Genomic DNA, 14774 nt, shown 5'->3' on the forward strand with positions numbered 1-14774 from the left:
CAAATGGAGGCAAGGTTCAGAAATATATTTCTTGCGACTTAAGTAAGTAACCCTATAAATTTTTATAAACTAAGAATAAATATATTTTTTAATTTATTGCTATTAATAGTTTTGCCGAGGATGTTACACCAATGACACGGTATATGTTTGTGGAGAAGATGAGATTGAGCAACTAAGAAATAATGCAAATCTAAATTGCTGTTCTGGTTCCGTTATCTATTACATAGATGTATGTAGAAACATTGATGGAACACATGGTGTAACTAAACATGGAACAAATTTGAGTTGTGCACCGCAATAAGATGAGAAATTTAATGATCAAATTGCCGATACTCTTATGTATCGGCATTTTTCTCGGTTGCAACAAGTTTGAATCTAAAACCAATACAAACGAGCTATCATTTAGAATAGAGGTAAGTAAATCTGAGCTTTCACATGGCGAACTACTTCTTTCTAGCTACCCTTTATTAAATAAAGTAATTAGTAAAGACAGTCTTTTAGTATTTGACGGTGTAAGCTCGCAACTAATACTGTTCAATTTAGTGACGAAAACGCCTATTTTTAACCTTGAGTTAGAAAAAGATGGCCCTAATTTCTTCGAAGGCCATGTTTTAGATGCAGACATCAAAGATGATAAGCTTTACGTTGTAACGAATAATTACTTCACAATTGCTGACCTTACGGGTAATGTAAGTGTTAGAAGAAAACTAAAATCATTAACATCTAATGACAATTTTCGAGTATTGGGATTCAATAGGCTTTCAGACCAATCTTTTCTATTTAGCAGATGGCTAGAATCTTCAATTTTTGCTCATCGAAAGGACAGCGTTGACCAAAGTATATTTTTTGTCTACAATTTGAGGGAGAATTCCTTCTATGATATACCTATTTTCTCACCAGAAGAAGCATTGATTAATGATTCAACTCAGGGCTTTTATGATGGACAATCTAGACACTCCTTTGTATACTTAGACTCAACTATAGTCTACAATTTTAAGTTTTCATCAAAGCTTTATTCTTATGATTTGAGAAATCAGTTGGCACAAGTAAGTAATGGAGAATTTGCTCATATTCCCAATTTGCGAGAAGCATTTCCCTCTAACCAAATAAGTGATGTCAAAGCCACCACAAATTACCTATACAACGGAGTTCAGTTTTCAGATATCGCATATGATGAAAAAAATGAACTATTTGTTCGGGTTGGATCCGAATATGTAACAAATGAGAATGGAACAAACAATGACGTAAGATACCTTATGTTGCTAGATAAGCATCTAAACAGAGTTAAGGAGTTTAAAATAAATGATAGAATATTTGATAAGCCCTTTATAAATGATGGCATTATTTATTTCGTCTCAGGCAAGAGAACCAAAGAATCTACATATGAATTAATTACTTTCGAAATTAAGAATGAATCTATAATCGAAAAACCATAGCATTAATATGCATGCCGGCACCTACCGAAGCAAAGACTATATGGTCTCCGGATTTAATCTCGTGCCCTTCCAGTTTTCCTTTCAGAATCAAGTCTAACATGGTGGGAACGGTAGCCACCGAGTTACACAAATATCAAAAGTATAATATTTATTAACACAGATTAAACAGTCGTTTTTTATTAAAATTTATCTTTCATTGACATATGCCGTTCAAAAAAAAAAATAACCACTGACATAACATGAGCCTAAATTAAAAATCTGAATTAGACAAATTCAAGAAAAAACATAGCACTATGAAAAAAATCATTTTAACTCTGTTATTCGTAGCTACTCTTGGATTAGCCACAAGTCTAAAAGCTAATGAGTGTAACGGCACGTACTACTACACCAACAGCAACTCTGATTATACATCGGCTGTAGTTGCAGCTCTAATGAATTGCTGCGCTGGAAGTACTTTAACTCTTTACAATCTCGACACTAATGAATCGTTTACAATCACTGTGCCTTTGGATGGCCCAAATTCAAGTTGTGCACCGCTTTAGGATATGAAGAACTTTAACTTGGAAATACCAAAGAGTAGTGCCATTCTAAGTCTACTCTTTGTTTTATTAATCAGTTGTAAAGACCAAAAGAATCAAGAAAACCACGAAAGACAAATTGAAATTCAAACCCAAGAACTATTTTTTGAACATGGAGATTTATTTATCTCAAATAATTCAACGTTTTGGAAAGAAATCGGAAAAGATAGCTTAATTCTGTTTGAAGGCAGAGACATCAAAAGTTTCATACTATTTAGTCTAGATTCCAAAAAGACTACTGAATTCCTAACATTCGATTCAGACGGGCCAAATTTTATAGAAGATCGAGTGTTAGACTTTACTCGATATTTAGACAGATATCTTATACTTGGGGCAAAATATCTCCACATAGCTGATAGTGAGGGGAAGATAGTCAAACGAATTCAATCAGATAAATTCGAAAACAACTTGGCAAATCCATCCGCGTACAGAATCAGTGGGTTACAAGTTTATAACAAGGACACTTTACTCATTTCAAAAAAATTGATTAGTGCAGATCTTCCTAAGATTTTAGATGAACCAAAGCAGTCAATTTTTGCCCTCCTCAATTTATCTACTGATTCTATATCGGATTTACCAGTTTATTCTCCAAAAGAAACTCTTGTTGATGACCCAAATCAGGGCTATTACAGCAATTTATCCGATCATTACTTTATTGTAAATAATAACGAAATAGTATTCAATTTTAAATTCTCTCCAACCATATACAAATACAATCTTCACACTGAATTGATACAGGAATACGGAGGTAAGACCAAAAGATTTCCTAGTAAAAGAGAGGCCTTCCCAGCAGATAGATATACTGACTATGCTTATTTATTAAGCCATCTTAATCAAGGTATTTATTTTTCGCAATTGGGCTATGATCCTTCAAATGCTCTATATTTTAGACTAGCCAAACAGGTGATAAATGACGATATGGGAAAAAGCCAGTTGAGCAACTTCCTTCAAATATTTGATAGTAATTTTAACCTAATTAAAGAGGTGGCTATTAATGAGCCCGTGGCACCCATTTTCAGCAAATTTACAAATGAAATATATTTGGTTCCTTTACTCAAATATCAAACGGAGGAAGATAAAACAAGGATTTTAAAGCTAGTAATAACAAGCCATTAATTCAAAAATCATTGTCTCTGTTAAGGCATCTGATAAACCATCGCATTGATATGCATACCGGCACCAACGGAGGCGAAGACCAAATGGTCTCCAGATTTAATCTCATGTCCTTTGAGCTTCCCTTTCAGAATCAAGTCTAACATGGTGGGAATAGTTGCCACCGAACTATTTCCGAGTTTGTTGATGGTCATTGGCATCAGCTGGTTCACATCCGGCTCGTAACCATAAAGCTTATACAGTTTCAGCAGAATGGCCTCATCCATTTTCTCATTGGCCTGGTGAATGAGTACTTTGTCAATATCGTTTAGGTCTAAGTTAGCCTTCTCAATGGCGCTCTTTATAGCCTCGGCCACATTAATGAGAGCATACTCGTAAATCTTACGCCCTTTCATTTTTATGAACTTATTCCCATTGGCACTTAGCTCGGGCTTATATGACGGGCCCATAGCCAAATACTGTAACTCTACGGAAGCGTCAGTTCTGGAAGCCTGACTAAGGAACCCTCCTGTTTGGTTTTGAGTAGCCTGAAAAATAACAGCTCCTGCACCATCGGCAAAAATCATAGAGTCCCTGTCGTGCTTGTCCACAATTTTACTTAGTGTTTCGGCACCTATAACCATTACTGCACGTGCATCGCCACAGCGAATCATTTGGGTAGCCTGAATGGCACCCTGTACCCAACCGGGACAACCAAAGATAATATCGTAGCAAGAGGTAGCGGGATTTTCAATGGCCAGATTGTGTTTTACCTTAGCCGCCAGACTGGGCATCATATCAATTCGGTTGGAGCCTTCATCCAAATCTCCAAAGTTGTGTGCTACAATAATGTAATCGAGCTCCTCCTTACTAACCGTGCTATTTTCAAGTGCTCTGGAAGCAGCTATTGAAGCCAGTTCCGAACATAACTGCCCTTTGGCCGCATAGCGCCTTTCTTTAATTCCGGTAATTTGCTCAAACTTCTTAATGATCACTTCATTGGTGTAGGCAAAGGGTTCTCCGTTTTCCTGATAGAATTCATGATTCAGAAAATCTTCATTCTTTACAATACGGTCAGGAATGCAACTCCCCACACCATTGATAATTACATTCGGCATATTATTCTTCAGATTTATAGGCAACCGCATCCCAGCAAGCCTCGGCTGCTTGCTCCAGGCGGTCATTGGTTAATTGTTGATTATGATCGAGGTGTAGTTTGGCCAATGATACAATTGGCCCATAAAGCAGTGCAATAATAGTGTACAAAGGCAGATCCTTCATTGCTTTGGCTCTTTTCGACTCTATAAAAAACTGCATAATGGGGGCTAGAATAATGAAGGTCTCTTCGCGCGTCATATTGCTCACAAAGGGAGCATATCTATACTGCTCCACAAATTGAAATTCTTTAGGATGATCAATACAGTAGCGAATAAGGTTCTTCCACAAGTGTTTGAACCGTTCTTTAAAAGTACCTTCTTCGCGGTAGTCTTGCAGCATGGCTTTAATTACCCGCTTTTTAATTTCGGTAAACAATTCATTGATGAGGTGCTCCTTGTTGTCGAAATACCGATAAATGGTGCCTGCACCAATACCCGCATGTTGCGCAATAAGCGATATGGGAGTAGCGTGAAAACCATACTCAGTCATGAGATCGAGCGTAGTTTGCAAGATTAGCGTTCTTTTGTCTGCGGTTAAATGTTCTACCATTATTTTGCGGAATGAACGTTCATTCCGCACAAAGGAAAAGACTATATGATTAGAATTCAAAGGTTTTTACATGAAAATTGCCTGTAAATGTTAAATGCACGCATGCATTTGGCTTTGCTTTGGCTGGTGATGACTTTTGATGTATTTTTGCCAACTCACTTGAGTAAACTCAACAAAAACCAGTTGATATGTCTTGGTTTCAAAGAAAAGTTAAGGGTATAACCACACCCACTGAAGAGAAGAAAGATGCGCCTGACGGCCTGTGGTTTAAAACCCCCGGTGGAACGATAGTTCACACCCGAGAATTGAAAAACAATGCGTATGTAAGCCCTGAAGATGGCTTCCATGTAAGAATAGGCTCCAAAGAGTATTTCGAAATATTGTTCGATGGCAACAAGTTCACAGAGCTGGATGCCAACATGAGCTCTGGCGACCCGCTAAAGTTTGTAGATAGCAAGCCCTACCCCAAACGAATAGCAGCTACTCAGGAAAGCACCCGACTTAAGGATGCTGTTCGCACGGCTCACGGTAAAATGAACGGGCTGGATCTTGTGGTAGCTTGTATGGATTTTGCCTTCATTGGTGGTTCCATGGGGTCAGTGGTAGGAGAAAAAATATCTCGTGCCATAGACCATGCACTGAAAACAAAAACACCCTTTCTGATGATCTCAAAATCGGGTGGTGCTCGTATGATGGAGGCCGGCTACTCGCTCATGCAAATGGCGAAGACTTCTGCCAAGCTTGCTCTTCTGAGCGAAGCCAAAGTACCTTATATTTCTCTCCTCACTGATCCTACAACGGGAGGAGTAACCGCTTCATATGCCATGTTAGGTGACTTTAATATTGCCGAACCCGGTGCTCTTATTGGTTTTGCAGGCCCAAGGGTAATTAGAGATACAGTGGGTAAAGACTTACCCAAAGGATTTCAAAGTGCCGAATTCGTGCTAGAGCATGGTTTCCTTGATTTCATAGTTGACAGAAGGGATTTGAAAAACCAACTGACCACGTTGCTCAAAATGCTTAAAGACTAAACTACTAAAGACTTGACCGAAAGGGTGTTGCATGGCAACACCCTTTTTTATTCCCCCTACTCCATTTACCTACTGGGTTTAAAACATCATAGGGTTACTCATTTAGATCGCATTTGTTAGACCAGTATACGAGCCACAAGCTGTGTTCTCACAGCGTCTTTTAACAGCCATTTGTGAAGACAAAAATGGAGGCAAGGTTCAGAAATATACTTCTTGCGACCTAAGTAAGTAACCCTAAAACATTATTTGAATAACTAAAGCTGAAGCTAAACCGATAAAAACCCACAAAAGTACTCCATACACCAGAGGTTTAGCCCCTAAACTTTTGAGCATATTTAAAGACAGTGAACCACCCATTAGAAAAAGTACGGCAGACATTAAGGACTTAGTAGTTCCCAAAGTGAAAGTCTTTAAATGGGGAGGTATAGAGCAAAAAGAAGCCAACGTAAGAGCCGCTACAAACAAAACAATAAACAGTGGCGGAGAACCCCAACCGTTTCTTCCTTTACGAAGCGAGTAGTAAAGAATTAAAGGCAATATCCACAGCGCCCTCATTACCTTGGCAGTAGTTGCCAACTCAAGTGCCTCGTCTCCAAAAACACCCGCTGCGCCAATTACAGAACTCGTATCGTGTATTGCCACAGCACACCACAATCCAAACTGATGGTTACTCATGTTTAATGCTGCGCCAACTGCCGGAAAAATAAAAACAGCAAGAGCGTTGAGCAGAAAGACCACCCCCAGAGCGGACGATGTATCCTTAGGCGTAGCCCCAACCAAGGGAGACACGGCAGCAATGGCACTACCTCCACAAATAGCAGTTCCGTAGGTGATTAATTGTGGCAACTTCCCCTTAAAGCCAAGGCGGAAAGCCAATAACACTCCTCCCAAAACAACCACCAACACCGAAAGTGATGTGAGCCAAAGGCCTTCACTGCCCACGGTAAATACCTGATTAAGGTCTATGCTAAACCCTAAGCAAACAATGACTATTTGCAATAAAAAGTGTCTGACCTTTGCCAGTTGATTTTCGAAGACCGCCCCAAGGCTATTTCTAAAAACGAATCCTAGACTTAATGATATGGCCGGATCTAAGGCAAGCGCGAAACACAGCAGCAAAGCCAAAACCGTAAGCCCTTTTTGCCAAAACCCCATAGCTGCGTTTTAGCTAGTCTAAATTCTCTAAGTACTTATAACCACTACCGGTGTTGATCATCAGTACGCTGTCAGTATCAGAAATATGCTGTGACGCTTTTAGTTTAGGTATAGCCTTAAGCAATGCAGCACCCTCAGGAGCCACCAATACACCTTCCGAAGCGGCCATTTCTTTTACTCCTGCAACCATTTCTTCTTCACTAATGGCAATACCCGTTCCTCCCGACTCATAAAGAACTTCCATGATCATATCTTCCCCAAAGGCTGTAGGCACAGCCAAACCATTGGCCAGCGATTCACGATAGGCTTTGGTTGACCTGTCAACCCCATTTAATCGATCCACTATTGGGGCACAATTTTGAGCCTGCACAACAATCATACGCGGCAATCGTGCGGAAGAATCGAGCCAACCTAAGTCCATCATTTCATAAAAGGCCTTCCAAATACCTAGAAGCCCGGTTCCTCCACCAGTAGGATAAAGAATCACATCGGGTAGATTCCAGTTGAGTTGCTCCACCAACTCATAGCCCATGGTCTTTTTACCTTCTAAGCGATACGGCTCTTTAAGAGTAGATATATTAAACGCTCCGGTCTCTTTCTCAAGTTTTGCGGCCAAAGCACCACACCGATCAATCAGCCCATCAACCAAAATTAGCTCCGCACCAAAATACCGGCATTCGTCCTGGAAAATTCTGGGCGTATGCTTTGGCATTATCACGGTAGCCTGCATACCGGCTGCGGCACAGTATGCACTCATAGCCCCACCTGCATTACCTGCTGTAGGAATTACACAGTGTTTCACTCCAAACTCTTTGGCTTTAGAAATTGCCATGCTCAAACCACGTGCTTTAAACGATCCGGTTGGGTTCAGCGACTCGTCTTTCATTTTCAAAGACTCTAAACCATAGGACTGTGCTAATTTCTTCAGGTTAAGAATAGGGGTCATCCCTTCACCCAGCGATACAATATGATCATCCTTCAAAATGGGCAGAACCTCCTGATACCTCCACATGGTAGCAGGCCTACCGGCCAGGTCTTCCGGGCGAAGCGACTGGGCAAAGTCATACTTAGCAACCAATGGTTTCTGGCAACAGTGGGCATAGGTCTGAAGAGTGTTTAGAGGGTAGTGCTTATTACAATGAGAGCACTCCAGATGAGTGGCCAGTGAAATGGAAGGAGCTATAGACTGATGCATGCCGCAAAACTGCATCGTCAATCATAACCAATCAAATGAATTAATGTAACAACCTATAACCGTTAGTTATAAACACTCTTTGCCTCGCGGATAAACGCCCGGGTGGTGTCGGTGAGGCTTTCTCCCGTCCTTGTGACAAAATTAAAACTTCTCTCTATGAGTAGCCCCGGAATATTCACCTCCTGAAGAAGCCCCAGAGCCACTTCACGCTTTATAGCCAGCGGAGAGAGAAACCCAATAGAATCATCTTCAATAAGAAAGTTCTTTAACACTTCCGTGCCACCAAGCCTAACTTTTATATTGAGATCGCTCGCTTTAATATTCCATTTAGACATGGTTCTGGACCAAGCCGAAAGAGTTCCTGAGCCAATCTCTCTCATGGCCAGTGGTGCGGCCTTAAACTCATCCATAGAAACCTCTCGCCCGGCAAAAGGACTACGCGCAGAACACACTGGCACAATGCGGTCGTTCATAAAGAATTCATAATGCAGCGCATTAGACTCTTGCTTATCTTCTACCACCGCCAAATCGATTTCATGTGCTTTCAAAGCTTTAAGTACATTTTCCGTATTCCGATTGATTAGGGTAATTTTAACCAGCGGCCATTTTTTACGAAAAGAAGAAAGCACCCTAGGCAGTACGTAAAGCGAAAGTGTGGTGCTAGCTCCAATTTTAAGCTCGGCCTTTGCTGTCATCCGGCTTTTTATGATCTCTACATCCGCCTCCATTCGGTTCTGAATCAACTTGGCTTCTCTTAAATAGGTAAGCATTTTTTCGCCCTGAGGAGTAAGTGCAATGGCATTTCCCTGGCGCTCAAAAAGCGGCACTTCAATAAGCGATTCCAGCTTTTTTATTTGCTTACTTACGGCAGGCTGAGAAATACAAAGCACCTCGGCCGCCTTAGAAAAACTCAAGTGGCAGGCTACAGCATAGAATACTTCATACGATACAGACAGCATGGTTGCAATATAAGAAGCTCTTTGAGCTTACTTAAATTTCCTTTGGCTTGTTTTGAAATGTGAAAAACGCCTGTTACGTTTGCACCATCAAGTCATTCAATCCCGATTCAAAGGGAACGAATCGATTTATAAAGAAGCGTGGAGAGACAGGCTCTATGAAGCGCTAGCAACCACTCCCGATCCATCGGGAAAAGGTGCTAAATCCTGATCCCAAAATGGGTGCCAGGTGGCATTCGGGAGAATATAAATTGGTTAAACATGCTTTCTAATCCAATTACAAAACCTTTCAGAGGTTGGGTGAAAGCCACCCAACAGGCAGCGCTTATTACCATTATTTGTTCTGATCGAATGTGTTGTGCCTAGGCCATACACCTTCTAATCCACTTTTCACACAAATCATTCAGAACATGTTAATTCAAAGCCCTAAAGGGTCGGCTGTAGCCAGTGCTCAGCCAGACGCTATACAACAATTTATTATAAAAGGAGATTTTAGCCTGGAAAACGGCAGCTTTCTTACCGATCCGGTTATAGCCTATCATACCTTCGGAAAGCTAAATGCCAGTAAATCTAATGTCGTATGGATTTGCCATGCCCTTACAGCCAATGCCAACCCGCTGGAATGGTGGCCCGGACTGGTAGGCGAACAATACCTCATTAATCCGAGCGAACACTTTATTGTTTGTGCCAACATACTAGGCTCATGCTATGGGAGTACAGGGCCTAAAGACTTCAACCCTGCCACCGGTGAGCGTTATTTGAGAGACTTTCCATTGCTCACTATTCGAGACATGGTAAAAGCCCATGAGCAGCTCAGGCAACATCTGGGCATAAACCGCATTTACCTGGGCCTTGGAGGTTCCATGGGTGGGCAGCAAATTTTGGAGTGGGCTATTGAAAGCCCTACACTTTTTGAAAACCTCTGCATTATTGCAGCCGGGGCCAAAAGTTCGCCATGGGGAATAGGCATACGCTCTGCTCAACGCATGGCTATTGAAGCCGACCCAAGTTTTTTCTCGAGCTCGCCAAAAGGTGGCTGGAAGGGACTGGAAGCTGCACGTGCCATGGCTATGATTTCTTACCGAACGGATAAAATCTATAATGAAAACCAGGAGGATGGCCAGGAAAAGATTGACGGCTTTAATGCCGAGAGCTACCAACGCTATCAGGGTTTAAAACTTCAGAAACGCTTTAATGCACACAGCTACTATGCGCTTTCCAAATGCATGGACTCGCACGATGTAGGTCGCAAAAGAGGCGGAGTACAGCAGGCGCTCAAACGGGTGAAAGCCAACACACTGGTGATAGGTATTAATTCAGATTTACTATTTACCCGCAACGACCAGCAAATACTGGCTCACGGAATAAAACATTCAAAACTCACTTTTATAGACTCAAACTATGGACACGATGGCTTTTTAGTAGAAGCCAAAACCATTTCAACCCACATCGAAAACTTCTTAAACGAGCACCCATGAAAAACATCAATATCGGACTCTTTGGCTTTGGCTGTGTTGGCCAGGGACTTTACGAAACGTTGAATAACTCCCGAAACTTTGCGGGTGAAATCAGCAAAATCTGCATTAAAAACCCCGAGAAGAAAAGAAAACTGCCGGCTCAACTCTTTACTACCAAAAAAGAGGAGATAATCAATGACCCAACTATTGACATAGTGGTTGAACTAATTGATGATGCCGAAGCGGCATTTTACATTGTAACAGAATCACTCAAAGCGGGGAAATCGGTTGTTACGGCCAATAAAAAAATGGTGGCCGAAAACCTGGAGACTTTGGTAGCACTGCAGGAGCAAACAGGAAAAGCGGTGCTCTACGAAGGAGCAGTCTGCGGCAGTATTCCTATTATTCGTACCCTTGAAGAATATTTTGGACATGAACCGCTGCTAGAGGTTAGAGGCATATTCAACGGCTCTACCAACTACATCCTCACTAAAATATTTAATGAACGGATCGACTACCCTAAAGCTCTTAAACAAGCTCAGGAACTCGGCTTTGCCGAAAGTGACCCCACGCTGGATGTTCAGGGCTATGACCCCAAATACAAACTAAGTATTCTGCTTACCCATGCCTTTGGCATTCATGTGCACCCAAACGACATTACCAATCTGGGTATTGACCGCCTCAAAGCGGCCGACCTGGAGTATGCCAGAGCTCATGGTCTAACCATTAAGCTGGTAGCCCAGGCTCGCAGAATTGGTGACAAAGTATATGGCTTTGTTATCCCTCAATTTGTAGAACCTAATCACAGCCTGGCTAGCATTGAAAATGAGTTCAATGCAGTGACCATTCATGGTGAATTTTGCGATGAACAATTATTCATTGGCAAAGGAGCCGGAAGCTTGCCAACCGGAGCAGCCGTGCTCTCCGATATATCGGCATTGAGCTACGACTATAAGTATGAGTATAAAAAACACTATAACTTAGGTCAGCTACCTTTCAGTAATCAATCGCCCGTGCAAGTATATGTCAGCTATAATTCACCGGAAGAAGTAGATCTTACCGACTTTGAAAACATTCAGGAGAAATACTTCAGCTTTGATCACTGCTATATTGTGGGGCACGTTTGTATTGGCAAGCTTCAGCAAAGCCAATGGCAAAACAATCCCAATATTAATGTAGTTCTCACAGCAGAAGCATGTCAGACCAGTCTGGGCAACCTGTGTGTATCTGACTTAAAAGAGGAAATTTCAGAACTAAAGAAAGGACAAAAAATCAGGGAAAGAATCACTGTTTAGGCCATTTTCCGGACAACTATCTTTTTTCAGGTTCTCTTACTGATTTAATCTTTTAGTCAATATATTTGTAGCCCTAACGGCCAGTCTGGCTATAATACAAAATATTGATTTAAAATCGCTTAGTAGATGTCATCTATCATTATTACTTCAATAGTTGCGTTCTCTGTGGTAATCTTGCTATTGGTTCTGATTCTGCTCTATGCACAATCAAAGCTGGTGCAGTCGGGAGACGTTAAAATCATCATCAACGGAGATGAGAAGAATCCCGTAATTGCTTCGGCAGGTTCTACCCTCTTGAACACACTATCGGGTCAGAAGATTTTCCTCCCATCCGCATGTGGTGGTGGAGGAACTTGCGCCATGTGCAAGTGTACAGTGAAAGAAGGAGGAGGAGATGTGTTGCCTACAGAAGTAGGCCACTTGAGCAGATCCGAACAAAAAGAAGGTGTTAGACTTTCTTGCCAGGTAAAAGTGAAGCAGGATATGCGCATTGAAATACCGGAAGAAATCTTCGGTATTAAGAAATGGGAATGCGAAGTAGTTTCTAACTACAATGTGGCATCTTTCATTAAAGAATTTGTGGTGAAGCTTCCTGAAGGAGAACACCTTGAGTTCGAAGCGGGAGGTTATATTCAGGTAGACGTGCCGCCAATTACCTGCGACTTTAAGGATATTGACATAAAACCTCATCCGGAAGACCCTGCCGGCCCGGACAAGTTTAAGGGCGACTGGGATAAGTTTAACCTGTGGGATCTGAAAATGGTGAATAAAGAACCCGTGTTCAGAGCTTACTCTATGGCCAACCACCCGGCTGAAGGAAACATCATTATGCTGAACATCCGTATTGCTACCCCACCGTGGGACAGAGCAAACAACAAATGGATGGATGTGAATCCGGGTATCTGCTCTTCTTATGTATTTACCAGAAAGCCTGGCGACAAAGTAACCATTTCAGGACCTTACGGAGAGTTCTTTATTAAGCCTACCGATGCAGAGATGCTCTACATTGGTGGTGGTGCCGGCATGGCTCCAATGCGATCTCACCTCTTCCACCTCTTCCACACCCTAAAAACCGGAAGAAAAGTAACCTACTGGTACGGTGGTAGATCTAAGAGAGAGCTTTTCTACCTGGAAGATTTCAGGAAAATAGAAAGAGAGTTCCCTAACTTCCAGTTCTTTGTGGTGCTTTCTGAGCCTCTTCCTGAAGACAACTGGAAAGTGAAGAAAGATATTCACGATAAAGAAGGAGACGGTTTCCTCGGCTTTGTTCACCAGGCGGTTATAGACCAGTATTTGAGCAAGCACGATGCCCCTGAAGAAATAGAATTCTACTTCTGCGGACCTCCAATGATGAACGCAGCGGTTCTCAAAATGTGTGACGACTGGGGTGTGCCTGATGAAAACGTTTCTTTTGACGACTTCGGAGGTTAATTAAACCCAACAGAATATTGAAAGCCATCTGTGAAAGCAGATGGCTTTTTTGTTATTCATTTTTCCACAACACAAGTTTACCTACCACACAGATACTAGCCAGTTACAAACAATGGGCAGATCCTTCGACATCGCTCAGAATGAAAACAATCAGACTTAGACATCCACATGGGCAGACAAGATGCATGGCAAGCCTGATCTTATCGAACTTCTCACCACAAACTGATACTCAGAACAAATAAAAGGAGAGCGAAGTAATACAACCCTACGAAGATCTTCACCCAGAGAGCTTTCTCTCTTAGCCCCTCAACCTCATTCTCCAAAAGCCTGTACCTCATAAACCAAGGGCCAAATACTTCCAAAAAGTGTCCAGAGGTAAAATCATCAACTCCCTTTATTTCCCCTCCCTTGAGTAAATAGTATATATGCAATACAATCTTTACTATCATAAACAAGAATGCCAGAAACAGGGATACAAAAGGGAAAAGCATACTATAAAGGGTCGACTATTCTTAGCTTCATCTAATTAATGTAGTCATTTTGTATATTCAACACTGAACCTTAATACTATGACACTGAAACGCAGAAACTTTTTGAAAAAAGCCGGTGGTTTTGCAGCCGGTCTGGCATTAGCGCCCTATGCCTGCGCTACCGAGAAAGAAGCTGAAGTAACCGCAAGCAATGCTTTTGGTATTCAGTTGTATACCTTACGCGAAGATTTTCCCAAAGACCCCAGAGGAGTATTAGCTCAGTTGGCCTCTTTTGGCTATAAGCAAATAGAAAGCTACGAGGGACCTCAAGGCATGTTTTGGGGCATGACCAATAAAGAGTTTAAAGCCTACATGGACGAGCTGGGTATGGAAATAGTGGCCAGCCATTGCGACATTGACAAAGACTTTGAACGCAAAGCGGCCGAAGCGGGAGAAATTGGCATGAAGTACCTCATTTGCCCCTGGCGAAGTATGCAAACACTCGATGAATATAAAAGTGCTACTGAAGATTTTAACCGGAAAGGGGAAATATGCCGAGCCAATGGTCTGCGTTTTGCCTACCACAACCATGCCTACAGTTTTACCCAGTTAGACGGGGTGTATCCTCAAGACATTTTTATGAAAGACTCTGACACCAATCTGGTAGACTTTGAAATGGACATATACTGGGTGGTAACGGCCAATGAAGATCCCATAGAGTGGATGAAAAAATACCCCAACCGATTTAAGCTTTCGCATGTGAAAGACCGGGAGAAAAATGCAACCACCCACGATGCCAGCTGCACTTTGGGTACTGGCAGCATCGACTACCCAACCATTCTGAAAGCCGCCAGGCAATATGGAATGGAACACCTCATAGTTGAACAGGAGAAATACGATGGCACTACACCCCTGCAAAGCGCAAAAGACAATGCCGATTATCTGAGCAAATTGGTTAAAGGCTAAGTCTA

The 14774-nt window shown here is 41.9% G+C and carries 12 protein-coding genes, 1 pseudogene and 1 riboswitch; of the genes and pseudogenes, 7 read left to right on the forward strand and 6 right to left on the reverse strand.

Going from position 1 to position 14774, the window contains the following annotated elements; genetic code table 11:
* Nucleotides 1-314 precede the first annotated feature (314 nt).
* Nucleotides 315-1436 (forward strand): hypothetical protein, encoded by a 1122-nt coding sequence (locus B3763_RS09605; RefSeq protein ID WP_286746005.1) that lies wholly within the window; start codon nucleotides 315-317, stop codon nucleotides 1434-1436.
* Here the strand turns inward: B3763_RS09605 and B3763_RS09610 are convergent.
* Nucleotides 1417-1560 (reverse strand): annotated as a pseudogene (locus B3763_RS09610) (ketoacyl-ACP synthase III); the annotation flags it as partial. The gene B3763_RS09605 and the pseudogene B3763_RS09610 sit on opposite strands and share 20 nt — an antisense overlap.
* Before the next feature lie 421 nt (nucleotides 1561-1981).
* Between B3763_RS09610 and B3763_RS09615 the strand changes: the two are divergent.
* Complete coding sequence (locus tag B3763_RS09615; RefSeq protein WP_286746007.1) at nucleotides 1982-3130, forward strand: DUF4221 family protein; 1149 nt, start codon at nucleotides 1982-1984, stop codon at nucleotides 3128-3130.
* A gap of 20 nt (nucleotides 3131-3150) precedes the next feature.
* Here B3763_RS09615 and B3763_RS09620 read toward each other — a convergent pair whose 3' ends face one another.
* Together B3763_RS09620 and B3763_RS09625 are read right to left on the reverse strand one after the other, a co-directional pair.
* Nucleotides 3151-4224: a 3-oxoacyl-ACP synthase III family protein gene (locus B3763_RS09620; RefSeq protein ID WP_286746009.1), complete on the reverse strand. Its 1074-nt coding sequence runs from the start codon at nucleotides 4222-4224 to the stop codon at nucleotides 3151-3153.
* Nucleotide 4225: 1 nt separating this feature from the next.
* Nucleotides 4226-4813 (reverse strand): TetR/AcrR family transcriptional regulator, encoded by a 588-nt coding sequence (locus B3763_RS09625; protein WP_189631556.1) that lies wholly within the window; start codon nucleotides 4811-4813, stop codon nucleotides 4226-4228.
* Between the two features lie 188 nt (nucleotides 4814-5001).
* Between B3763_RS09625 and accD the strand changes: the two genes are divergently transcribed.
* Nucleotides 5002-5844 carry an acetyl-CoA carboxylase, carboxyltransferase subunit beta gene (gene accD, locus B3763_RS09630; RefSeq protein WP_189631557.1) on the forward strand — a complete coding sequence of 281 codons (843 nt, stop codon included), beginning with the start codon at nucleotides 5002-5004 and terminating at the stop codon, nucleotides 5842-5844.
* A gap of 234 nt (nucleotides 5845-6078) precedes the next feature.
* Here accD and B3763_RS09635 read toward each other — a convergent pair whose 3' ends face one another.
* The 3 genes from B3763_RS09635 to B3763_RS09645 all read right to left on the reverse strand — a co-directional run bounded on the left by B3763_RS09635 (nucleotide 6079) and on the right by B3763_RS09645 (nucleotide 9153).
* Nucleotides 6079-6999 (reverse strand): YeiH family protein, encoded by a 921-nt coding sequence (locus B3763_RS09635; protein ID WP_286746013.1) that lies wholly within the window; start codon nucleotides 6997-6999, stop codon nucleotides 6079-6081.
* Nucleotides 7000-7012: 13 nt separating this feature from the next.
* A complete protein-coding gene (locus tag B3763_RS09640; RefSeq protein ID WP_286746015.1) occupies nucleotides 7013-8194 on the reverse strand; it encodes a threonine synthase in 1182 nt (393 codons plus the stop codon).
* 62 nt (nucleotides 8195-8256) lie between these two features.
* Entirely contained in the window at nucleotides 8257-9153 is an 897-nt protein-coding gene (locus B3763_RS09645; protein ID WP_189631560.1) for a LysR substrate-binding domain-containing protein, read from the reverse strand.
* A 123-nt stretch (nucleotides 9154-9276) separates the two neighbouring features.
* A riboswitch (SAM riboswitch) is annotated at nucleotides 9277-9403 on the forward strand.
* A gap of 157 nt (nucleotides 9404-9560) precedes the next feature.
* Here B3763_RS09645 and B3763_RS09650 point away from each other — a divergent pair.
* From B3763_RS09650 to B3763_RS09665, 4 genes are all read left to right on the forward strand, one after another.
* Entirely contained in the window at nucleotides 9561-10628 is a 1068-nt protein-coding gene (locus tag B3763_RS09650; RefSeq protein ID WP_286746017.1) for a homoserine O-acetyltransferase family protein, read from the forward strand.
* Complete coding sequence (locus B3763_RS09655; protein ID WP_286746019.1) at nucleotides 10625-11902, forward strand: homoserine dehydrogenase; 1278 nt, start codon at nucleotides 10625-10627, stop codon at nucleotides 11900-11902. The genes B3763_RS09650 and B3763_RS09655 overlap by 4 nt, the downstream gene beginning before the upstream one ends.
* Before the next feature lie 126 nt (nucleotides 11903-12028).
* Nucleotides 12029-13333, forward strand: a complete 1305-nt coding sequence (gene nqrF, locus B3763_RS09660; protein WP_189631563.1) for an NADH:ubiquinone reductase (Na(+)-transporting) subunit F — start codon at nucleotides 12029-12031, stop codon at nucleotides 13331-13333.
* A 569-nt stretch (nucleotides 13334-13902) separates the two neighbouring features.
* Nucleotides 13903-14769, forward strand: a complete 867-nt coding sequence (locus B3763_RS09665; protein ID WP_286746022.1) for a sugar phosphate isomerase/epimerase family protein — start codon at nucleotides 13903-13905, stop codon at nucleotides 14767-14769.
* Nucleotides 14770-14774 lie beyond the last annotated feature (5 nt).

The sequence above is a fragment of the Roseivirga sp. UBA1976 genome (genome assembly GCF_002336325.1).
GTDB classification, from domain to species: domain Bacteria; phylum Bacteroidota; class Bacteroidia; order Cytophagales; family Cyclobacteriaceae; genus Roseivirga; species Roseivirga thermotolerans.

Coding starts and splice junctions, on each gene's coding strand:
- B3763_RS09605 (WP_286746005.1), top strand. CDS start 315: ATGATCAAATTGCCGATACTCTTATGTATCGGCATTTTTCTCGGTTGC.
- B3763_RS09615 (WP_286746007.1), top strand. CDS start 1,982: ATGAAGAACTTTAACTTGGAAATACCAAAGAGTAGTGCCATTCTAAGT.
- B3763_RS09620 (WP_286746009.1), bottom strand. CDS start 4,224: ATGCCGAATGTAATTATCAATGGTGTGGGGAGTTGCATTCCTGACCGT.
- B3763_RS09625 (WP_189631556.1), bottom strand. CDS start 4,813: ATGGTAGAACATTTAACCGCAGACAAAAGAACGCTAATCTTGCAAACT.
- accD (WP_189631557.1), top strand. CDS start 5,002: ATGTCTTGGTTTCAAAGAAAAGTTAAGGGTATAACCACACCCACTGAA.
- B3763_RS09635 (WP_286746013.1), bottom strand. CDS start 6,999: ATGGGGTTTTGGCAAAAAGGGCTTACGGTTTTGGCTTTGCTGCTGTGT.
- B3763_RS09640 (WP_286746015.1), bottom strand. CDS start 8,194: ATGCATCAGTCTATAGCTCCTTCCATTTCACTGGCCACTCATCTGGAG.
- B3763_RS09645 (WP_189631560.1), bottom strand. CDS start 9,153: ATGCTGTCTGTATCGTATGAAGTATTCTATGCTGTAGCCTGCCACTTG.
- B3763_RS09650 (WP_286746017.1), top strand. CDS start 9,561: ATGTTAATTCAAAGCCCTAAAGGGTCGGCTGTAGCCAGTGCTCAGCCA.
- B3763_RS09655 (WP_286746019.1), top strand. CDS start 10,625: ATGAAAAACATCAATATCGGACTCTTTGGCTTTGGCTGTGTTGGCCAG.
- nqrF (WP_189631563.1), top strand. CDS start 12,029: ATGTCATCTATCATTATTACTTCAATAGTTGCGTTCTCTGTGGTAATC.
- B3763_RS09665 (WP_286746022.1), top strand. CDS start 13,903: ATGACACTGAAACGCAGAAACTTTTTGAAAAAAGCCGGTGGTTTTGCA.